Source organism: Nocardia amamiensis, assembly GCF_015477605.1.
Lineage (GTDB): Bacteria > Actinomycetota > Actinomycetes > Mycobacteriales > Mycobacteriaceae > Nocardia > Nocardia amamiensis_A.
The window spans coordinates 143,005-166,748 of record NZ_JADLQX010000005.1; the positions used below are offsets into that span (position 1 = coordinate 143,005).

Sequence of the window (23,744 nt, forward strand, 5' to 3'; positions counted from 1 at the left end):
CCGCAACGTCTCCTTCCGGAACGAAGTTTCGAAGATTCATCCGAACAACGGATGTCCAGCAAGTGACATCACCACCCATCCGGAAGGCCGCGGGTTCACCCATCGGCTCGACCCTGGCCGAAAGTGCCTGGTAGATCCGGATAGTGGGCTCGGTCGGCGGAGGTCAGTTCGGCGATCACGAGTTCGCCCGCGCCGCGGCAGACCGGGCAGACCTTGGCGCCGAGACATTCTCGGCACCGCTGGCGGCCGGAAGGACCGGTCGCGGTCCAGCCGCGGCCCTGACAGGCCGGGCACCAGCCCAGGCCCGCGCACTCGTAGCACAGCACCGCGTCCGCGCCGACGGTCTCGGCGGTGACGACCGGTTCGGGCGGGACGAACGAATCATCCTCGGGTACCGCGATGATGGGTGTCTCACCGGCGAAAATGACTCCGCCATACCCTTCCTGCACGCGGACGCGCACCACGAACTCGTCGTGTTTCCCGACGACCGTCGATTGCACCGCGCCCGGCTCGTCCGCGGAGCGCTCGACGTCGACCGACCACCCGGCCTCGGTGAGCGCGGCCACCGCTCGGTGCAGCACGGCCGGGTCATAGGCCGCGCCGGGCGGGTGCACGCGCGCGCTGGCGCGGTACTGGTACCGCACCGGCTCGTGCCAGTCCACCGCGACCGGGTGGTCCGGCACCGACACCTGCGGGGTCACGCCGGGTGTCAGCCGCGCGGCCAACCACAGCAGGTAGTCGCGCAGCTGCTCCGCCGCGCGGTCGAGCCGAGCCCGAGGTGCGGTCACGCACTGCCTCCCGATTCGTCACGGCCGAGTCCGAGATCGGCGCCACCCGGCCGCTTGGCGCCCGCGATGATCTGCGCCCAGCTGAGGCCCTCGACCTCGCGCAGATATTCGACGGTCGGGCCGAGCGGGTCCTTGTAGTCGCGGATGTTCCGCCTCCGCTCCTTCAGATGCTCCAATTCACCGTAGTCCTGGGTGCTGTAGAAGGCGCCGATCTCCCGGCGCGCGTTCTGCAGGGTCCTGGCGATCTCCTCGTCGGACGCGCCGCGTTCGCGCAGCGCGTCCTCCACGGCCTGCAGGCGTCCCACCTCCGCGATGTAGTGCTGACGCGGCGTCGGCAGATGGGCGGTCGCCGGATCTCCGGTCGGCTGGGCCAGTACCTCCGGTCTGCGGTCGTGGGCCAGGATCGCGTCCACGTCGACGGCGGGCGTGGCACGTTCCACGACCGCCGCCGGCGCGCCCGCGTCCGGCTCGTAGGCGATCACCATGCGGTGGTCGGGTTTCGGCGGCGTGTACAGCGCCATTGTCCCGGCGTTGAGGACGTTGCTCGCGCCCGCGTCGATCGAGTACAGGTAGTCCTCGTTGCCCGGCGGGTCGAAGACGGTGTGCTCCACCACCCGGAACGCCCCCGCCACCGCGGGCGGCAGCACCCGCTCGATCGCTTCCATCAGCAGATCGCCCTGGATGTGTCCGCGATCGCCCGGCCTGCCGCCCTCGGCGCGCTCCGAGGTCATGTCCCACTGCACTTCCACGCGCGCGCCCGGCGCCAAGGTTCGCGGCAGTCGCGCGGCCAGCGCGTCGTACTGAGCGGCGGTGTAGTGCGCGCTGACGTTGTTGATGTAGAACCTGGCGACACCGCCGTTGCCGCCCGCCCGCAGCACCTCGCCGTGCGTGAGCAGGTCGGCGAACAGCACGAGCGCACCCGGCATCGGCAGCGGACCCGGATCGAGGACGCCGAGGTTGCGGCGGCGCTGCCCGGCGTCGGCGAAGTCCTGCGGCAACTCGGTCTGCAGAATCAGGCCGCGGCCCATCGTGTCCTGGATGGGGGTCAGCTCCACCGCGAACGCGCTGCGTCCCACGCCGACGTCGACGGTATGCCCGCCCGCGCGCGCCGCAGGCACCGACGGACGCGGCGCGAAGAGCACCGGATCGTTGCGCTCGGCGGGTAGCCGGTAGGTCGGCCGCGGGCGGGAGAGCACCTCCACCGAGGACCGCCCGTCGGCTTGGTCGTGGATCACGACTACGTACTCGACGTTCAAACCGTGCTGCGCCGCACCACGATTCGCCCTGTCGACGGTGTGCAGGAAGTCCAGCAGCGACATCGCCGCGCCCCGCGGATGCGCCGGTAGAGCCGCCCGGATCTCGACCTGTCCCGTGCTCCGGTCCAGCACGCCTCCGATCCAGTCCGGCATCGCCGCCAGCGCGGACGCGGCCTGGCGCATGCGCGCCCAATTCACCGCGCCGCGCAGCTCGTCGGTGATCAGCGGTGACGCGCGCAGCTCGTCGATAGCCGCCTCGATCGCGGCCAACCGCCGCGGACCGTGCGGCAGCGGATCATTTATCGCCGCCCTGAGTGGCGTGAGCGCCTCGATCAGTGCGTCCCTGCCCACGGTTGCGCGCGCGGTATCGGCGGCGGGGTCGAAATAGATCGGGTCGAAGATGCGGCGGACCTGTTCCTCGTGCATCCGGCCGTTCAGCGCCAGCGCCTCGCTGATCAGCACGTCGGTCGCGTACTCGCCACGCAGCAGTCCAGCGAGGCGTTCCAGATGCGCCTGGGCCGCGTCCGCGAAGGCCGGTTCGGTCAGCAGGAGCCCGAAGACCGGGCGGTGTGCCACGGCTCCGCCGTACTCCAGTCCGATTCGCCGTGCCAGCTCGGGATTGTGTTCGGCGAGCAACTCGGCGGCCGCGCCGACCGGATCGGCGGTGATGCCGAGATGGTCGAGCAGGTCGGTGAGATCCCGGCGGTAGTCCGGTGTGAGATTCGATCGTGCCGGGTCGAAGATCGATTGATCCAGTTGCGCGACGACCACTTCGAGTTCGGCGAAACGTCCGCCGGGATGCCGGAAGGCAGGATCGGTGGCCAACCGTATCTGCACCAGAAGATCGGCCACCGCACGGGCGACGTCGCGCGAACGCGCCCGGTCGGACACGGTCAGATCGAAGGCGGAACCGTCGGGGCGAGTGTGGTATTCGGCGATCGCCGCGGCGCTGACCTCGCCGACGCGCAGGTACACCGGCCTGCCGTCCGGCAGCTTGAAATACCCGTCTACGCGAACGCGGCTCATGGATCCCGCCGGACCCACCGGCGGCGGCCGGAACCAGCTCACGTCCTCCGGCGTGATCAGCCGCAGGGCGCTTTCCACTTGACGCATCAGAACGGAGTGGCGCATGGGGTCGCGGCCGGGTGCACGTGCGTCGCCGCGGAATTCACCCAGGTTGCCGACCGTCCCGTGGTGACGGTCGCCTTCCGGCGGCGCTGCGTGGTCACCCTCGGAGGGGCCGCCAGAGCCGACGGCTTCCCTGCCCGCCTCGGGCAGGGCGAGGTCGGCCATGGTGGCCGGTGTGCCGGAGGGGACCGCGGCATGGCGCATCAGCAGGTCGTACAGCACCTCTTCGCCCTCGGTGATATCCGAGTCGTCGTATTCGACAGCGGCGTACGCCTCCGCCAACGCCTCGCCGAACCTCAAATCGCCACGCTCGTCGAAGCAGTACCTGCTGAACTGCTCGCGCACCCAGTGCTCGTATCCATCGATGTCCGCCTCGCCTTGGACACCTGCCTGGCTTTGCAGGAGCAGGTAACGCTCGAGCAGTGCGTACGGCGCCTCGCGCCGGGCCGCCAACCCGCCCGCATAGTCCGCCGCGTGACCGATCTCGTGCACGATATTGCCGTACCAGGGCCGGTTTTCCGGACCGACGTGGTGTCCGCTGGCCAAATCTTCGGCCCATTCCCGCATGGACCGCTCCGGATCTGCGGCGTACAGCTCGTTGAGGACGATCGATTTCGCATAGAGCCCGCCGTTCTCGACCCCGTATTCGGTCTCGGCGAAATTACCCGGATCGTCGGTCGCCCCGATGCGCGCCTCACGAATATCCAGCCACGGATGCTTGGTGAGCTTGTCGTCCAGCGCCCTGGCGAATTCGCGGGCTGCCTCCACATCGATGACCCGGCCGTCGGGCAGCGAGCGGGCGTCGAATCCCACCGCGGACACACCATGTTTCGCGGTCAGCAGCGCGCCGACCGCTTCCACGGTGGCGCATCGGGCGAAGTCGTCGTCGATCGGGTCCAGCACACCGCGGGCCGATTCGGCTGCCGCGTCGGGTGATCCGCGATCGTCGTCCGGTGGGCCGGATTCCTCGGTCCCCGGCTGGTTCATCGGGTCGGGCGCGGAAGCCAGACCGCGGGCCGGTCCTGGGCCGATATCGTCCGGTGGACCGAGCGTTGTGTCATCGACCTGGCCGATCCCTTCGCCGCCTCGGTGCGGTGGCGAACCAGCGTACGCCCAGACCTCCGCGGTGATCATGCCCCGGGACTGAATGGACGCGAGGCGGTGCAGCGCGCCATCGATCGCGCTGCGCGAGTGGCCGAGTTCCGCGAGCACCGCCTCCGCCCGCGCGCGCGTGACCGCGCGGACCTTGGCCAGGATTTCGGGCGGGATCGGCTGGTTCATCATCTCCAGCAGGTAAGGAAATCTCGTGCCGAGGAACGGCAGATCGGTTCGCGCGTCCGGGCTGTCGGTGAGGACCAGGTCCGGGTCGGCGACGACGAACGAACCCGGGTGCTCCGGGAACGAGAAGTCGTTGTCGGCCGCGATGGCGATCGCACCCGCGGTGCCGTCGCTGCCCTGCCGGTCGCACTCGCCCGTGATGGCGTCCCGGATCGCCATCATGAACCGCTGCGTGACGGAATATCCCTGCGGTGCCCTCGGTTCCGTCAGCTCGGCGACGAAGTATTGCAGCGATCCGGGTCCACGGCTTCCGTCGTAGGGGACGGTCGGCGGAACCTGATGGAACCCGAGCAGATGGTCGAACCGGAAGGTGGCGACCTCGCTGGCCACCGGCCCCGCCGCGGGCAGCTCCATACCGGGTATCGGCTCGCGCGCCGCGGGCCGATACACCGCCGTGCCGTTCTCGAAGTGCACGACAAGCACCTCGTTCAGGTGGAAGTGGCCGGTTTCCAGCACTTCTGCACGGATCACCGCGCCGAGGCCGAGTAGCGCGCGCTCCGCCGGAGTCATGGTCCAGGCCGGCGCGCCCCGAGCGTCATCCACCGACGGACCGGGCGACGGCGAGGCGTCCCCCTCGGCCGGTCGGCCAGACCTCGTGGCATCCTTTCCACCTGTGGTCGGCGGATTCCGATCCGCGCGGTCCTGCCCGGCGGAATCGGATCGGACCGCACCACCCGGCTGATCCGAGACACGCTGTACCGGCACGGTGCCGTCGCCCGGCGGCTTTCGCCCCGGCGCGTCGGGGACTTCGCCTCGGTTACGCCGGATCACGGCATCGATGTCCGCGAGTTCCCGGTGGACCGCGCCGCAGTCGGCGCAGCCGGCCAGGTGATCGCGCACGGCTGCCGTCTCACGCTTGCCGAGACCGGCACGCACGAAGGCGCCGAGTTTCTCCGCCACCGGGCGGCACTCCTCCCGAACCGGACCGGAAAGGTGCATCTGCAGATACGCCTGACGCAGGCCCTCCCGGGCGCGGGCGGCGAGGACACTCGTGGCGTTCGGGGTCAACCCGAGTTCCGATGCCAGCTCGCGGGGCTTCATGCCCTCGACCTCGAGCCGCTGCAACACCATTCGCCATCGCTCGGGCAACGACCGGAACGCGCGCGCGGCCAGCGAACTGTCGAGTTCCTCGACCACCGTGTCGCGGAACGGCTCCTCGGGAGCGAGACGCTCCAAGTCGTCGGTCGCGACTTGCCGGTCCCCCTGCTTGCGAGACGCCACGGCCACATGGCGCACCGTGGTCAGCAAGTACGCGCGGAAATGCTCGATGGTGCGGCCGTCGCGGCTCAACAGCGCGAAGACATTCGCGAAACTCTCGGCCACCACGTCGTCGACGTGCTCCCGGCCGCGAACCACCCCGGCCGCGGCGGTGCGGGCGGCACCCACGTGCCGCTCATAAAGCATGCCGAACGCCTCGGTGTCTCCCGCCTTGACCGCGGCGACCAAGGCCGCATCGACATCGCGCTCCGACGGCAAGCGTCCGGTGTCGCGGACCTGGGTCCGCTGTGGCGGCACGACTGCGGACTCGGTGGGCTCCACCGCCGGTGCACGCTGCGCCGGAACCTGCCCATCTCGCGATGGCGGGGCCTCGCCAGAATCCGCCGGGTCTTCGCGCTGCGAGACACCGATACGGGAACGGGGCCCAGTGGTCGGCTCGGACGGCTCGGCACGCAACTGCGCGAGTGCGCTTTCCGCAGCGACCAAGGTGCTGGCAGCGGCACGCAGTTCCGGTACTTCTGCGAAGCGATCGGGCAACGCCCGCACCATGTCGAACAGTCCGGCGGCGTTGTCCGGAACCGAGCCGGGCAGGGCTGCTCTGAGCATGAGCCGATGTAGCGCTTCTCGCAGAAACACGCTCAGTTCCCGCGCGGCGCCGACGATCTCCTCGACCGGAGGGCATTCACCGCCCTGGAGCGCCGCAAGGTGAGCTGCGGCCTCGACGTGCCGCTCGCTGATCAGATGCCGTACCTGCCGGTCGTCGAAACTGGCCGCCCACGCGCGAAGATCTTCCCGCGGACCGGTGACGAAGTCAGGTGCCGAAGGCATCGGATCGTCGATATGCAACAGCGGCTCCTCGGAATTGACCACCGCCAGCACTCGCCGATACTTGGCACCGTCGTGCCGCTGCCCCACCACGAAAGGAGCGGTTTCGCCACCCATCTGCCGGTAGCGTTCCCGTTGTCGATCCAGGCCGAACAGAGTCACCGGTTCGATCGTCGGGCCGTGCTGCGCAATCCTGGCCATCCATTCGCCATATCGCTGGCTTCCCGCGCGAACCGTGGCCACCCAGTCCGCTGCTCGGGTGAGGATGTCATCATCGAATTCTCCGACCGCACTGGGCCATTCCCCGTCCTGCTCCAGCGACCAATTCATGAGAATTCTGGAGGCACGACCGTTGTATTCGAATGGATGGATGGAGACGAACCAGCGCTGCAGGCCGGCGGCCAGCTCGTACGGATCGTGGCCGGGATCGCGCTTCGTCTCGTTGTACCAATCGCACAGCGCCTGCAGCTCGCGGCGGAGTTCGGCACGGGAGGCGAAATCGTGGTACTCGATGACGCCGTGCTCACCGGGCCCGGCCGGTGGCGGAACGTACGAAAGCAACGGATTCTGTTCGATCGCAGCCATTTGATCCTCGGTCGGTTCCGAGGACAAAACGCCCGTTCTCGATCTCGGCGCGGGAACCTCGCCAGTTCCATGCTTTTCCGCCATGGTCAGCCGGTCGTGCAGATCCAGCATGAAATCCACTGTCAGCGCTCGACTGCCGTGTTCTCGGGCAACCAGTCGCGCGCCCAGGTGACCTGCCCAGGCCCGCTCACCGAAGACCAATTCCGGCCGCGGCTGGTCGGCGATCACCGCGATGCTCAGGTATTTGTCCTCGATCAGCAAACTGGCCTCGAGCAGAAGCGCGGAGTCGGTGTCTATCCCGAGCGCCGCCGAGCGATCGGCGATCAGCGCTTCGACATCGGCGTCGCTCACCGGTGCTGTTGTCGCGGGCGGACTCAGCTCCGCATCGGACGACAACGCCTCCCGTTCCGAAGCAGGCGACCTCGCCGGCTCGACGTCGCCGATCTGCCCGGGTTCGGGCTCGCCGAGCTCGGCGCGCCGACCGCTGTCCGGCTCGCCCGGTCCGGTGGGCGGATCCGCCGGGGCGGTGCCACTGGAATCCGGCCCGCCGGAATCGGGATTCAACTCGACCTCGATGAAGCGCGGACGGTATTTGGTCACGTCCTCGATCACGCCGCCGGGGTCGAGGCTGTTGACGTTGTAGCTGATGACCAAGCCGTCGCCGCGGCGGAGTTCGGGATGCTCGTGGGCGTTGTAGGTGATCACGTCGGCGTCGCCGTAAGAGCCTTCCGCGCCGGTCTCCGGGGTCCGGTAGAGCACGGTCGGCGAAGTGAACGGTCCGGTCGGTGCGTCCGCGACATAGGCGAGGATGTCGGTACCGAACGGGGACCTGGTGTCCTGCGTGATCAACAAGTAGTGGCCGCGCCACCGGGTGACGCTGTATTCGTTGGCGACACCCGGCATGACGCGTGCGGATTCGGTCTCGCTCGACGACCAACCCGAGCCGTCGAAGAACTCCCACGACGTGCGCAGATCATCGCCCCGCACGCGGGCGACGTGCATGTATTTGGACGTGCCGTCGTCCTCCATGCCGTAGATGTAAGTGTGGGTGCCGTCGAATTCGAGCCACGCCGTCCAATTCACGCCCGTTTCCGAGGGCATCGGGATAATGTCGAGCAGGCGGAGATCGTCAGTGCCGAACCGGGCGAGCACGTTGTCGCGGAAGGCGAAATCCCACATCCCGGCGCCGGTGCGGGAGAACCCGACGAACATGACGTTCAGCGTGGATCCGGTGACGAACGATCCGCCGAGCCAGTAGAAACCATCCGGCCCCGACTGCACCAGAGCCTGCGGAACCTCCTGCGTCCCACCGTGAATCGTCGACATCGCGCCGTTGTCGTCCACCACGAAGGTGTTGTTCACGAAGTGGCCATCCGAGGGCCTGGACCCGTCCGGACGCACCGTGCCGAGGAACGTGTCGGAGAACATCCACAGATGCCTGCCGTCCGGCAACCGCCGCGAGTAGGTGCTGTCGGCGCCGGTCCAACCGCCGCCGGTGTCGCCGTACCGCGCGAACGCCGCGGCCAGCCCCTCCTGTGGCGCGACCCGGACCAGCAGTTCCTGCAGCACGAACCAGGTCGATTTGCCCACCTCGAGCTCGGTGGTTCCCGCATCGTGGGTCATGTCCGCGACCATCGCCAGGCCGCGGCCGCGCTCGCCGAGGCCCGCGATCAGCGCGTCGAGGTCGAAGTCGTCGTCCGACTGCTCGATCAGGTCGTCGGGCCGCAGATCGAAGCCCTCCAGTTCGGGCTGCACACCGCTGGTGTCGATCACGTCGACGCGCACCGATCGGGCGCCCGCCTTCCCGGTCACCTCGATGACGACCCGGACCGGGTCCGAGGTGTGGTCCAGCGCATTCGCGACGAGTTCCGACACGACGACGCGCATGTCGTCGAGCTGCCCAGAATTGCGCCAGCCGAGTTCGCGCAGCTTCTCGACCACCCAGTTGCGCGCGGTCTCGGCATCTGCCCTGCGCTCGTCGGCGGATAGGTCCGGATCCGTGCCGAAGGTCTCCTCGATGCGGACCGGTCGCGGATCGGTGTCCGAGGACATGCCGATCCCGGTATCCGGGCGTGCGTTCGAGTCCGGGGTGAATTCGTCGATGGAGCGGGTCGGCGTCCCGTCGGGCGTGTAGACGATTCCCGACACGGCGCGGACATCGGGGGTGGGCTGCCCCGGCTGGTATGGGTGCGGGAAGCCGAGGGCGGAGTCGTGCACCATGATGGTGCCGCCCTGGTTGGTCATGACGTAGGCGTGTGCGCCGACGCCGTGCCGGTCGGCAGGTCCGTGGTAGTCCTCGACCACCAGGATCGTCGCGCCGTCGTCCATTCCGCGCAGCCGGTCGGCGATCGCGTCGCGGGAGTCGAAGCTTTCCAGACGTCCACCGGCCGCGTCCTCCAGCTGATCGGCCGTCATTCCCTCGGGGCCGACCGCCGCCTCGGGCACCCGTACGACCGTGCTGCCGGTCAGGTCGACCACCCGTGAAAGCGATTGTGGTGCACAGTCGTTGCGGTAGCGCGTGGTGTCGGTCGGGGTGTCGTCGGGTGCGCGCTGCCGGGTCGTACCGTCGACGACCTCCGGATCCGGCGCGGGGCCGCTGTCGCTGGAGAACAGGCCGCGGAGGCGCCGCCACAGGCTCGGTGCGTCCGCGCGGGCACCGGGCGCGGTGCTCTCCGGCTCGGGAGTGGGCGCGACCTCGGGCTCCGGCGGCGGAGCGATGCGTGGCACGTCCCTGATCCGCCCCGGCCATTCACTGCCGCTGATCACGCCGTCGGTTTGGATTTCCGCGAGCCGCCGGATCTCGCCGTCGACGGCTTCGGGCTCGATGCCCAACTCGGTGAGCACGGCGCGTAACGCGTCCGGATGCAGTTCCCTCGCCGCCGCGAGCGGATCCGGGTGCAGCGACTCGTGCAGCGCGTCGACCACGAAACTCGACCGGATACCGATGCGACTGGTGTCCAGCGGCGAGGTGTGCTCGCCATCGTGGATCACGAGAGATCCACGCGGGCGGCGCGCGTCACCGGCCGCGGTGAGATAGTCGTTGTGATCTTGATCGGCATCGATGTAGACCCCGATCGCCACCGCGTGCCGCTCCGCCAGCGAATATGCCGACACCGGGCTACTCGGCAGGACCCGGACCAGTTCCTGCAGTGAACCGGCGCCATAACGCCCGGTCCACGCGATGGTCGGCGGCACATGCCCGTACCCGAGCAGCAGATCCCTTCGGTACCGGGCGACTTCACGGACGACCGAACCGGATGGCAGCACCTGGATCTGACCGAACGTCTGGCCGGATGTCGGCTTGTATACCCACTTGCCGCCGTCGGCGAATTCGACGATATAGACGGCGTTGCTCTCCGGGCCGGTGGGAATGCGCTCGTAGCGGACCGGTTCCCCTTTCGCGCGCACGGCCTCTTCCACCGCGGTCCACTGTGCGCGCGCCCGGGCGAGCTGGGCATCGGGATCGCCCGGCGGGTGCGGCGATTCGCCGATCAGACTGGCGGGACGGGCGCCGCCGTCCCTGCCGAGGTCATGCGGGTGTTGCGGAACGCCTGCGGCGTCGTAGTGAATTCCCCAGGTTCCCGCTACGCCAGGCGGCGGAGTCCAATCCTGGTAGCGGCGAACCTCGTTCGTCGCGGGGTCGCGCACCAGGATGGTGCCGTTGTCGTTGGTCATCACGTACGCGTGCGCGCCGACGCCGTTATTGCGTTCGGCCACGCCGTGGTACTCGTCGACGACCAGGGTGGTGGCGCCGTCGCCCATGCGCCGCAAGCGTGCCGCGATGGTCGCGTGGCTTTCGGCTCGCAGACGGCCGCCCGCGTACGCTTCCAGATCCTGCCAGCGCATGCCGTCCATGCCGACGGCCCTTGCCGCGGCGACGTCGATCGCCGTGCTGCCGGTCCGGTCCTGGACGATCCGCAACGAGCGAACGGCACAGTCGCGCGGACCGGCCTCGGTCACATGCGCGACGCCGGGCGGAGTAGTCACATCCGGCGCCCTGGTATCGGTGCTGCCGTCGTCGTAACGACCGCGCTCGACATCGATCGGCGCGGTACCGACCCGGCGCCGCGCCCACCCCGGGTCCGGCGGCGGATGGCGATGATCCACCGAGGGCAGGGTGTCGCCTCGACCCGCGGCGATCCGGCCGAAGTTGGCCAGCGACTCGGTGGGCCGCCCGGTCCGCGGATCGCTGGGTCGCAGATAGCCTTGGTGCACCTGTTCGGCATTGCCGAAGTTCTCCGACCGCGGGAATTCGGCGCGAATTCGTCTCGCGCCGAACGCTTCCGACGACGGGTCCATGCCGAGACCGAGCCCGGTGCCGAGATAACGGCTCCACGCGCCCGGTCGGTCGGCGCCGAACATGGTCACCGGGTCACGCCAGGAGGCGGCGACGTAGACGTTCTGCGCACCGATGCCGAACGCCGCGGCACTGCGCACCGGCCCCGCGCCGGGGGAACCCGACAGCGCGATCGAGCCGACCAGCCCGGCCAGCCTGCCGTGTTTGCCCGCGAAGCTGGCGGTGACGGAACCATAGCTGTGCGCGAAGATCCGGTTCGTCAGCTGCCGCGGGTCGGCGGTTCCGGCGTGCGCCCTGGTCGCGTGGAAGGCCGCGATCTCGTGCAGCAGGAGGTCGCCGCCCGCCTTCGCACGACCGCGGAAGGCGGCCCTGACGTACCCGGTGTTGATCGGACCGGTCGGCGCGTCGTATCCGATCCAGATGATCGAGGCCAATTCCAGATCGGGGTCCACCCGCTTGGTCTCTTCGTACAGATGACGTAGCGGGGTGAACTGATAGTGCAGCGACCGCAGAGTGGTATTGGTGCCGGGGACATGCCAGTTCACCGTTCGGGCGGTGTCCACGTCGCCGAGCGCGACGACCACCTTGCCGTCGCCGCCGAAAGCCGTCGCGTCGTAGGACAGAACGTGGACGGGCGGATTGCCGGGCAGCTGACCTGCCTGCTGTTCCAGCTGCGCCAAGTGGTTGCGGGTGCGGACCAGGTTGCCCAGCTGCTTCAGCTCGGCCGCGCTCAGCACGGTGCGCGACCACCACATGCCGCGTCCTTCGGGCCGCCGCGCGAGGAACGTTTCCAGGTCGCGGGTGATCGCGAGCCGGTTCGCGTCGTTGCGCACCTGCGCGGGCAAGCCGTCGGCGTTGCCGATCTGATGCGGGTAGACCCGCAGCAGAGCCTGCTGTGCCGGGCTCAGCTCGCCGGGGCGGGCCGGGTCGGTCAACGCATGCCACCAGTCGGCGTTCTCGGTCGCCCGCCGCCGCGCGGAGTCGACGATGCGACGGGTTCCGCTGCGCTGCAGCGCGTCCGGTCCCTCGAAGCCGCCGTCCCGCAGCGCCGCGTCGGCCATCCGCCGCTGCTCTTCGGTGAATCCGGGATCGACCGGAAGAGCGGGACCGAGGTGCGGCGGGTGCGTATCCGTGCCGCCTCGGTCACTGTCGCCGCCCGGCTCATCGGGGTCGGAAGCCGCCGGTTGGGTGTCCCCTGGGTCATTCGGGCCGCGTCCACCGCCCTCGACACCACGCGGGGTCGGCGCGCTACCGGACTCGAGGTCGGTGGGTCCGCTGTCGGCGACTTCCGCCCTGGCAGCGGGTCGGTCGTCACCCGACCGGCCTTGATCGGCCTGGTCGTCCGTACGTCCGCCGCGTGCGGCGTCCGGCTCGCCCGTGCCGTCCGTCCGTGCGGTATCGGCGTCGCCCGGCCCGCGGGTATCGGGTCCGCCGGCACGCGGGCCGCGATCGTTCGGGCCTCGATCCGGTCCGCGGTTGTCGGGACCGGGAGCGGGCGGCGGATCATCCGGGCCGTGATCGCCTCTCGGCTGCACCGATTCCGGAACCTCGAAGCCCTGCTCGACCAGGATCGCGCGCAGCAGGTCGGGGTGATCGGTGACGATGCCCGCGACGCCTTCCTCGATCAGGCGGCGCATTTCGTCCGGATTGTTGACCGTGTAGGGCACCAATGGCATGCCCACGTCGGCGGCCTGCTGCAAGAACTCGTCGGTCACCATAGCGCGCTCGGGCGAGAGCATCGTCGCGCCCGCTTGCCGTGCGGCGGCGGGGATGTCGCCGCCCGGCGAACGGCGCGGGCCGGCGACCTGCGCCGCCATGCCACGGACACGGCCCGGCCCGGAGACGCCGGGATCGACGCCGAGCCACGCTTCGGTCGCGGTGCGGGAACTCACCAGCGCGACGCGGTCGACGTCCGGCGCCAGCTCGGCGGCGTGCGTCAGCACCCGCCAGTCGAAGCCGAGCACCCGATACGGCACGTCGTAGCCGCTCAGGCACGCCACCGTCGCCGCGACCACGGCACGGACTTCCGCGTCGCTCCAGGACGGATCGGTCTTGATCTCCACCGCCAGCGTCACGCCGCGGCCGGAGGCCAGCGCCGCGGCTTCGGCCAAAGTCGGCACCCCGCTGCCGCGCGGCGCGGCCTGCTGGGTTCCGGCGAACGATTTGTTCACCACCGCGGTGTCGAGCGTGCGGATCTGTTCGGCCGTGAGCTCGCGAATCGGCTTACCCACGTAGGGGAATTGCGGATCGCCGGGCCGGGCCGGGCCGGTGTCGCGCACGGTGTGCCCGTCGATCTTCTGCTCGTGCGAGATGACCGGCACGCCGTCTCTGGTGAGCCCGACATCGAGTTCGATCACGTCGACGCCGAGATCCATCGCGTGCGCGAAGCCCGCGAGGGTGTTCTCCGACCACAGTCCGCGACCACCGCGGTGGCCCTGGATCTCCGGTCTGGCCCCACCCTCGGGCACTCGACGCGGCGACCCGGGATCCCGTACGTCGCTGGAGTCCGTGCGCTCCGGCGCGGGTTGTCCCGATTCCGGGGCTCGAGGTGTCCGGTGTTCCTGAGTTCCGTCAGCGGGCCTGCGCCCGAGCTGATCCTGCCGCACCGGAGTTCGCTTGCCCTCCGGATCTTTCGGCGCCCATCCGGCACGGTGCAACGCACCGGGCTCCTCGGGTACGACGCGGTGCGGCGCCTGCGGCACTTCGTCGCCGTGTCCGGTCGCGATCAGGCCGAAGTACGCCAGCGACTCCGGCGCCTCGCCGATGTCGGCGTCGACGAAGTCGAAGTACGCGCCGTGCGCCGGGAAGGCGCGGCCGAACGGGCCGACCGCGGGGAACTGCGACGGAATGCGCCGCGCGCCGAACGCTTCGACCGACGGGTTGATGCCCAAGCCCATATTGAGGAAGCGGCCGTGCCGGCCGGGCATGAGCGCACCGAGCCCGGTGACCGGATCGAAGGAGAGCTTGGCGACGTAGACGTTGTCGCCGATCCCGAATTCGGAAGCGTGCTGTACGGGTCCGGCGCCCGGCGAGCCGACCAGCGTGATCGTGCTGACGTCGCGAGCCAGCCGCCCGCCCGCGGCCGCATAACTCGTCGTGGTGGAACCATAGCTGTGGCCGAAAAGGTGGATCTTCGGCGGCGGTGGGCCCACCGGCCGGGGATCGGTCGCCGCCGGATCGGCAGCCGCCTGGTCGATCGGACGTGCGGCACGGACCGCTCGGGCAGCCTGGTAGGCCATCACGTCGCGGGCGAGCAGGCGGCCACCGATCTCCGCGAACTCCGGAGTCCTGGTTTCCAGCCAGATCTTCTTGCCGCTCGGCGCGTCGTAGCCGATCCAGGCGATGGACGCGACCTCAACGGTCGGGTCGGCCAGCACCATGGACTCGTACGGGTCGCGCGCCATCTGCAGGCGCTTGGTCAGTTTCTCCACCGTCGTGGTGATGCCGGGCACCTGCCAGGCCACGTGCTCGGCGGTGTCGACATTGCCGATCGCGACGACGGCCCGGCCCTCACCGCCGTAGGCGAGACCGTCATAGGCGAGCAAATGCACTGGGGGCGTCGGCATTCCGGGTCGCACACCGCCGGACCGGTTCAGCGCCTCCTGAGTGGCGATGATGTTCTTCAGCTGCTGGCGTTCCAGCGGGGTGATGTCGCTTCCGCGGAAGATACGCGCGAGCGAGCCGCCCCGCGGCCTGCGAGCCAGCAGTGCGTCGAGGTCGCGTCGCAGCTGCAACCGGTTGGCCTGATCCTTGACGTGAGCCGGGATGCCGTCGGCATTGCCCACCTCGAATGGGTGCGACTGCACCATCGCACGCTGCATCGGGCTCAGCTCGCCGTGCGGAGTGCCGCTGTCGCGCAGCGAATCCCACCAGAGCGCGTTCTCGGTCGCCAGATCGCGCGCCCGCGTGTAGTCGTCGGCGTACCCGCGGTGCATCAGGTCCGCGGGGACCACACCGTCGCCGCGCAGCGCCAGCGCTTCCCGCACCAGCGCGCCGGTATCCGGGGCCGCGGCGACGTCGGCGGGTTCGGGCCGCGGAAGGGACCCATCGCGGAAGCGGACCATCCGCCCGGCCTCGGGATCCGCCGAGCGGGACGCGATCCTGCGCTGCCACACACTCGGGTCTTCCACCGCGGCGCGGTGTTCCACCTCCCGCACGGTATCGCCGTGCCCCGCGGCGATTCGCCCGATATTGGCCAGTGCCTCGGTCGGCGCGCGGGTGTGTTCGTCGGCGAACCAGTAGTACTGACTGTGCACCCGGGCGCCCGCGGCGAACCGGGGGTCTTGATATCCCATCAGCTTCAGGGATATCCGGGACAACATCGATTTCTTGGTGCCCGTGGATCCCTCGATGGGGATCTCGGCCGCCATGCGGGTGGCGCCGAAGACGTCGATGGCCGGATTCACTCCCAAGCCGATGTTCAACAGCCTGCCCTGGCCGCCGGGCGTGTTGGCGCCCATTCCGGCGACCCAGTCCCGGGACGAACTCGCCACGTAGACCTCGACGTTCGCGCCGTACTCCGCCGCGCTCTCCACCCGGCCCGCACCCGGCGAGGCCAGCATCGTCACGGTGCCGATCTCGCGGGCGAGCCGAGCGCCCGCCGCTGCCTCGCTGACCGTGGTGGCGCCGTAACGGTGGCCGAACAGGTGATTCGTCGGCACCGGCTCGCCGCCTTGGCGCGCGGCCAGGTATGCACGAGTGGCCTGGAAGGAAACCACGTCCTGGGCCAGCCGTGCGCCGCCGTCCTCCGCGCGGGCGGTGGTCGTGGCCTGCGCCAGACTGTCCGGTGCGTCGTAGCCGATCCAGGCGATGGACGCCGCGGTGACCGTCGAGTCGGTGCGCACGGTCATCTCGTAGGCGTTCCTGGCCGACTTCAGCTGCTCCACCATGGTCCGGATGCTGGAATTCACGCCGAACACGTGCCAGGACACCGAGGACGCCGTGTCGACGTCGCCGAACGCGACCACGGCTCGCCCGCTGCCGCCGAAATCCGTCGCGCTGTAGGACAGGACGTGCACCCGCGGCGTCGGCACGTCCACGTGCATGGCGCCGGCCAGCCGATCCGCGCGCAGCAGAGCCCGCTGGGTGGCGAGGAGGTTGCGCAGCTGTCCGCGCTCGGCGGCGTCGAGTTCGGGCCCGGCGAGCACCCGTTCCAGCTGGCTGGGGTGGCGCCGATAGTGGGCGCCCAGTCGCTCGATGAACGCGTCCAGGTCGCGCCGGATCGACAGCCGGTTCGCCTCGTCCTTCACCTGGGCGGGGATGCCGTCGGCGTTGCCGATGATCTCTGGGTGAATCGCGACCATGGCGCGCCGCTGGTCGAAACTCAACGCGTGCCACCACTGGGCGTTCTCTTCGGCCCGGGTGCGCGCGGAGCTCTCCAGATCCGCGGGGCGCAGGAGGGAATTGGCGTTCGCTGTGGGGCCGAGCCGATCACGCAGGGCGTCCTCGGCCGCCCGCACGAGATCGTGGTCGGCGCGCGTGACCTGCACGTCGTCCGGCAAGCCCGTCTCCGGGTTGCGCGGGGCGACCAAGTAGCCGGGCTCGGCCGGTTGTGCGCCGATGCGATGCCAAGGTAGTGAGCCATCCCGCGGCGCTCGGTCCACGCCCTCGGCCGGGTCGAGCGCGTTGCCGTCCGAGTCGTAGAAGATTCCCCAGGTTCCGGCGAGGTCGCGGGTGGATGTGCGCGGCGGGTACGGGTGCGGCTCACCGACGCTGTCGTCGTGAACCATGATCGTTCCGTTGTCGTTGCTCAGCACGTAGGCGTGCGCACCGACGCCGTGTTCGTCGGCGGGACCGTGGTACTGGTCGACGACCAGCACCGACGCGCCGTCACCGAGCAGCCGCAGCCTCGCCGCCATCAGATCGTGCGGATCCGACAGCCGCGGGTCGGCCCCATACGCGCGCAACCGGCCACCGGCGTGCGATTCCAACTGCTCCGCGGTCATCCCTGGCGGGCCGATATCGCCCGCTGGGAGCCGTACCACGGCGCTGCCGGTCAGACGCTGGATCCAGCGCAGGGCACGCGGCGCGCACTCGTTGTGCTGCTGCTCGACTCGATTCGCGGTATCCGGCGGGTCGGTTCGCCGATCCGGGACGGTGTCCGGAACCCGGTGCGGCGTGGAGCCGTCGCCGGCGCGTGGCACACGGCCGCGCTCCGGATCCTCGAACCGAGCGCCCAATTGGCGCTGCACCCAGCCCGGTTCGGCGACCTCGGGACGGTGCGCGGCGGTGGGCACCTCGCGACCGCGGCCGGAACCGATCAGTCCGAAGTTGTCCAGCGCCTCCGTCGGCGTGCCGGTGCGGGTGTCGGCGAACTTGTAGTAGCCCGAATGCCGTTGCCAGACACCGGAGAACCGCCTGCTGTCCGGTAGTTCGGCGGCGATCCTGATCGCGCCGAATCCCGCGCTCGCCGGATCGGTGCCGAGCCCGACACCGAGCATCGGCAGGATGCGACCCGCTCGGCCGGGCACCGTCGCGCCGAGCCGTGTGAAGATGTCGTTGGACGCGGCGGCGACATAGACGTCGATGTCACTGCCGAACTGCGCGGCATTCGTCATGGGGCCGCCGGGTCCGCCCGAGAGCACGATATCGCCCGCCAGACCCACTAGCCTGCCACCCATTCCGGCCTGTTGGGTGAGGGCGGTGCCGTAACTGTGCGCGAAAACGCGGTTGACCGGTTTCCCGTCCGACCCGCGAACATGCTGCTGCGCCGCGTCGGTCGCGGCGATATCGCGCAGCAGCAGTTCCGCACCCGCCTTGGCGCGGCGCAGGGTCGCCGCCTGCAGCAGCGCGGTGATCTTTCCGCCCGCGGGCACGTCGTAGCCGACCCACGCGATCGAGGCGTTGCGCTCGCCCGCGCCGAGCCTGCCCGCGGTGACCCGGTATTCGTTGAGCGCGAAATCCAGGCTCGCGTGCAGTTTCTCGACGGTGTGTCCCATGCCGATGACGTGCCACGCCAGATGCTGTGCGGTATCGACGTCACCGAAAGCGACAAGGGCCCGCCCTTTTCCGCCGAAAGCCGTGGAATCGAAGGCGATCACACGCACCGGTAGATCGGGGTCCACGGCCGCGGCTCGCCGCTGCGCGCCCGCGAGCGCCTTCTCGGTCGCTTGCAGGACGCGCAGCTGCCTGCGCTCGGCGCGCGTCAACCTGTCGCGCGACCGCAACTCGGCCAGCTCCCTGGCCATCCGCAGCCGGTTGGCCCGGTCCACCGCGGCGGCATCGATGCCGGGCGCGTTGCCGATCACGGCCGGGTGCGCCCGCACCATCGCCCGCTGCATCGGGCTCAGCTGGCCAGCCGGTATATCGCTGTCGCGCAGTGAATTCCACCACTCCGCGTTACGTCGCCCGAGATCTCTTGCCCGTTCAGCCACGATGTCGGCGGGGTAGTCGCTGTGCAGCAAGTCCGCCGCCGATGCGTCCGGTCCGAGCCGCCGCAACGCGGCGTCCGCGGCGGCCAGGTCGGCCTCGCTCGGCTCGGACAGGTCTTCCGGCAGTACTCGGTCTCCGGACGGCTCGGTCAGCTCCTCCGGCGGCACGCGGTCACCGCGTTGCGCTGGCTCGTCCGCTTGTCGCGCATCGCTATCGGTAGTGGACGACGAATCCCCGGTACGCCTGGTGTCGAAACGGTCCGGGTCGGCGGCGGTGTGGTTCGTCCCAGCCGACGGATCCGTCCCGGCGGGGACAGCGTCGGTGTGGGAATCCGGTGTCGCGACCGGGCGCCCTGCCTCCAGGTCCCGGACTTCGGCATCCGCGTGCAGGTAGTCAGGGGCCAGATCGGCGATTTCGGACAGCCGGGCGACGTCCTCGTCGGCCAGGTCCCGATCGGAGAGGTCACGCACCGTCTCGTCGAGCTGCTGCGGTGTCAGGCCCTCAGGGTCGACAGCGGCCCGCATGCTCTCGGCCAGCTGCCGGATTCGCTCCGCCAGTTCATCGCGCCGTGCCACCGCGTCGGCGAGCAGGTCGTCGGCCGGCTCCACCGGCTCTTCTTCGTCGTCCGGTTCGGTGTCGCCCACCGCGATGCCGCGGGCTCGGCTGCCCGCGCCTCCGTCGGCGAGGGGGCGCAGGTGCTCGCCTTCGGCGCCGAAGAAGACGCCCCAGGTGGACTTGGCGTCCGGTGCGGTATCCGGATCGAATTCGAAGACCCCGCCGCGCAAGGGGTCGTCCACCATGATCTTTCCGGTGGCCTTGTCGTGGTACATGACGTAGGCGTGCGCGCCGACCCCGTGCTCGTCGGCCTTGCCCTTGTGCTCGTCTACGACCAGCACCGCCGCGTCGCCGCCCAGATACCGCAGGCCATCGGCGATCATCTGGTGCGCGGGACGCTTCTTGCTGCCGACGACCCTGGTGATCTCACCGCCGGACGCGACCTCCAAGTCGTGCCAGGACATGCCCTCCGGGCCGACCGATCCCGGTTCGACCAGCGAGATCGAGCCGTTGCCGGTCTGCACGGCGGCTCGCCAGAGCGCGAGTTCGCCGCAGTTGTTCACCGACTGGGCGGGCGGCTGGTCCGGGTCGGGCGCGGTGTCGGGGGGCCGGTGGTCGACGGAGCCGACCAGGTCTGCCCCGATTCGTCCGGCGTCGTGCGACGCCCGAGTCGGCACTCCGGTAGGTGGTGCCGAATCACTTGCCGGCACAGGCGGATCGATGGTGCCGAACAGGCCGCGCACCCCGTCGGGTACGTGCACACGGACGTCACCGAAGTGACCCTCCCTGATGTACGGCTCGGCCATCCCGGACAGCACGACGTCACCGGCCAGTCGCTCCAGCCTGCCGCGCCTGCCCGCGACTTCGGCGACATCGATGCCGTAGCCGTGCGCGAACACCTTGTTCGTCGGCACGGCCTCGGGTCCACCCCTGGCCTCCCGCGCCGCGTCGGCGGCGGCGATGTCGCGCACCAGGAGTTCGGCGCCGGAACGCGCCCTGCGGGTGAAGACGCCTTGCGCGCGACCGCTCGGCACGTCGTAGCCGATCCACGCGACCGAGGCGATCGACTCGCCCGCACGCACCCGGCTCGCCGAGGACCGGTACTGTCCGGCGGCGATATGCACACCGGACTGCAGGTCCGAAACCGTGTACCGGATACCGGGCACATGCCACGACACGTGATCCGCGGTGTCGATATTTCCGAAAGCTATTGCGGCGCGGCCCTTCCCGCTGAACGCCGTCGAGTCGTAGGCCACGAGGTGCACCGGCGGGGCGGAAGGGAGCGAGGCAGCCCGGAAATGCGCTCTGGCCAGGGCTCGGACGGTTGCCCGCAGATTGCGCAACTGTGCGCGTTCGGCGCGGCTCAGGCCGTAGCGCGACTGGAGATCTTTGATCTCACGCGCGATCTGCAACCGGTTCGCTTCGTTCGCCGCCATCGCGTCGATACCGGGCGCGTTGCCGATCACGTCCGGATGTGTCCGGACCATCGCCCGCTGCATCGGGCTCAGCTCGCCGTCCGGCGTGGCGCTGTCGCGCAGCGAGTTCCACCACTCGGCGTTCCTGCGGGCCCGGTCCCGCGCGGCGTCGGTATCGGTGTTCTCGCCGTGCAGCAGATCTTCGGCGCGCGCGTCGTCGCCCAAGCGGCGCAGCGCGTCGTTCGCATCGTCGATCTCGGCCCGGGTCGGCGGGCTGGTGTCTTCGGGCAGGAGTCGAACCCGGTCTAGGCGATTCCGCTCGGTGTCGGGAGCGCGGTAGGTGTCGGTATCCCTGCCGGTGTCGGCATCCCTGCCGGTGTCGGCGGCGCTGTCGGCGGCGGTATCGACATCGCTATCGGCGTCGGCGGGAGTCCGGCCGGAGGTCTCCCCGTCTCCGGACGTATCCGAGTCCGCGTCGGTCCGGCGATCGGCGGCGGGATCGGGACGGCCGCGGCTGGAGTCGGCGGTACGGCGATCCGGTGAGGGGCTGGACGATGCCGCGATCGGCCCGGCGACCAGCGCGACATCCTCGGGCCCCACGGTCTGGTCCGGGACACCCTGGTCGGCGTCCCCGTCGGCGTCCGGCCTCGCTTGCGCGGCTTCGGAATCGGCCGTTTGGGCTTGGACGGCTCCTTCCCTACCGAGCGGCCCGGCAGCTGTCCGGTCTGCGGCACCGGCGCGTGCCTGCGTACCGTCCTGCGCCGCGGTACCGCCGGCGCGCGGCGCGGTGCCGTCTCGATCCCCAGCACGACCTGCGCGTGGGTCGACGGGAGAATCGCTTTGCGAGAGCAGGGGTCGGCCCTGATCCGGACCGGTCGCCGGGCCGACGGTTCGCGCCGCACCCGCGGGGGCACCGGTCGAGGACGAACTCGTGGAAGTGCTGGGCGTGGTCGACGACGAAGCCGTGGAGGGGCCAGCGGTAGTCGAGGAAGAACTCGCCGAAGTGCTCGGCGTGGTCGACGACGAAGCCGTGGAGGGGCCAGCGGTAGTCGAGGAAGAACTCGCCGAAATGTTCGGAGCGGTCGAGGGCGAGTTCGGCGCCGCGCCGGTCGGCGTCGCTGCCGTTCCCGGCACGGTCCCGGCGCCTGGTGCCGCCACCGATCCAGCCGAGGTACCGGGTGTGGCACCTGCCGCGGCCGAGTCGGTGGCCGCGCCTTGCGGTGCGGTAGCTGGTTGCGCGGTGGTGGAAGGAGTAGCTCCGCCGGGCTGGGATGTGTCAGCACTCTCACCGACGCTTCCGTCCCGGCTGGTGCCGGGGGCTTGGCTTGCGTCGATTGCGTTTTGACCCGCATCAGGTGTGCGCTGGCCCGCATCGGGTGCGGCTCGGCCTGGATCGGAGGCGGGTTGGCTTGCCACCGCGTCCGACGGGCCGCGGGCGTCGGCACCGGAATCGGCGGACCCTGCCTGCTGAGCACCGGGACCTTCCGTACCATGGCTGTCGCCGTTCGTGCTCGCGGCGGCCGTATCCGTGCCTCCGTCTTGCTGGGAACCGGTCGAGGTGTCGCCGCCAGTCTGCGTGCCGCCCGCCGTTTCCCCGGCGACTCCAGCACCATTCGTACTCTGCCCGCCAGAGGTATCGGCGTTGATACCGGCGTCATCCGCACGCTGTGTGTCGCTCGACGCATTGCCGGCGTAACCAGCGTGATTCGCACTCTGCGCGGTTCCTGCTGGGTCGCCCGCGGCACCGGCACCGTTTGTACTGCCGGACGTATCTGCGGCGGTGCCAGCGCCATTCGAACTACTCGAGGTACTTCCGCCAGTGCCGCTGCCATTCGTGCCCGCGGAAGTTGTCGCCGTTCCCGCGCCATTGGTGCCGGTACCGGTCCCTGCCCCGGTTCCGGCACCGGAGCCAGTTCCCGCGCCGGTTCCGTTGCTCGACGCCGGAGCCTGGCTCGTGCCGTCCGGCATGGTGCCGACATTCGGTGTCAGCCCCGGCCCGTTACCCATCGGCCCGCCGGAGTAGTTCGACCCACCCCGGTAGCCGTAGACCATGCTCGGCCCGACACCCGACAGCGCACCGCCGGTGAACATGCGGGGGTCGAATTCCCAGCCGCCACCGGATAATCCGGTCGCCAGGTAGGCCGCGCCCGCACCGGCCGAGCCCGCGCCCGCACCGGTGATCGCACCCTTGCCCAGACCTGCCAGCCCGCTGGCGCCGCCGGGCAGGTGACTCACGACATTGTGCAGGCCGTGGCCGGCCGCACCGCCCGCGCCACCGGCAACGGCGGATATCCACGCGTTCTGGCCGACCGCGTCCCAGTTGAGTCCACCGTGCTGGTACCCGGCCTGGATATTCAGGCCTTGCACCGCCAGCTCTTGTGACGTGCCCTGGAATACTTCGGTAATCGCCTCCTGCACGATCTCGTAGATGACCTTGGCGAGGATCTCCCTGCTGGCTTGCGACAGCGCCGTCCTGGCCAGGATCGCTTCGATCCTGCGCAGCAGAAAGCCACCGAGCCACCGGCACGCGGCCTGCGTCGCCGCGATAGCGCCCGCTTGCGCGAAAGGCGCTCCCGGGCCGAGGAACAGCGCGTACGCCAGTTCCGCCGCCAACCACGCCAGCGAGAAAATGTCGTTGAGCTTCGTCGCGCGCATTTCAGCGGCGGAGTCGATGGCGCGTTGCCCCGCCGCGTCGTATTTGTCGGCCAGCTTGTCGATGGCCTTCAGTTGCTCCTTGAGCGACTTCTCCATCTCATCGCGACCCGCGCCGGCCGGATAGGCCAGTATCGTGGAGTTGGTCGCCGTCTCGGCCTTCTGCCTGGCTCGTGTGCGCAGCTCACGGGCCAGCCGCTGCAAATCTTCTCCGGCCGCCTTCTGATCGCCCTCCAGACCTTTGGGCCAGTCCGCCCCCGCCACCCATTCCAGCCATTCCAGCCAAGGCGGAATGGTTATCGAGAAGGGCATGGCG

2 protein-coding genes are annotated in these 23,744 nt (G+C 69.9%); both read right to left on the reverse strand.

Features of this window, described 5'->3' with window-relative positions; genetic code table 11:
* Positions 1-95 precede the first annotated feature (95 nt).
* Positions 96-788: a hypothetical protein gene (locus IU459_RS08845; RefSeq protein ID WP_195128990.1), complete on the reverse strand. Its 693-nt coding sequence runs from the start codon at positions 786-788 to the stop codon at positions 96-98.
* Positions 785-23,740, reverse strand: coding sequence for a sigma-70 family RNA polymerase sigma factor (locus tag IU459_RS08850; RefSeq protein WP_195128991.1), 22,956 nt, complete (start codon positions 23,738-23,740; stop codon positions 785-787). The genes IU459_RS08845 and IU459_RS08850 overlap by 4 nt, the downstream gene beginning before the upstream one ends.
* Positions 23,741-23,744 lie beyond the last annotated feature (4 nt).

Coding starts and splice junctions, on each gene's coding strand:
- IU459_RS08850 (WP_195128991.1), bottom strand. CDS start 23,740: ATGCCCTTCTCGATAACCATTCCGCCTTGGCTGGAATGGCTGGAATGG.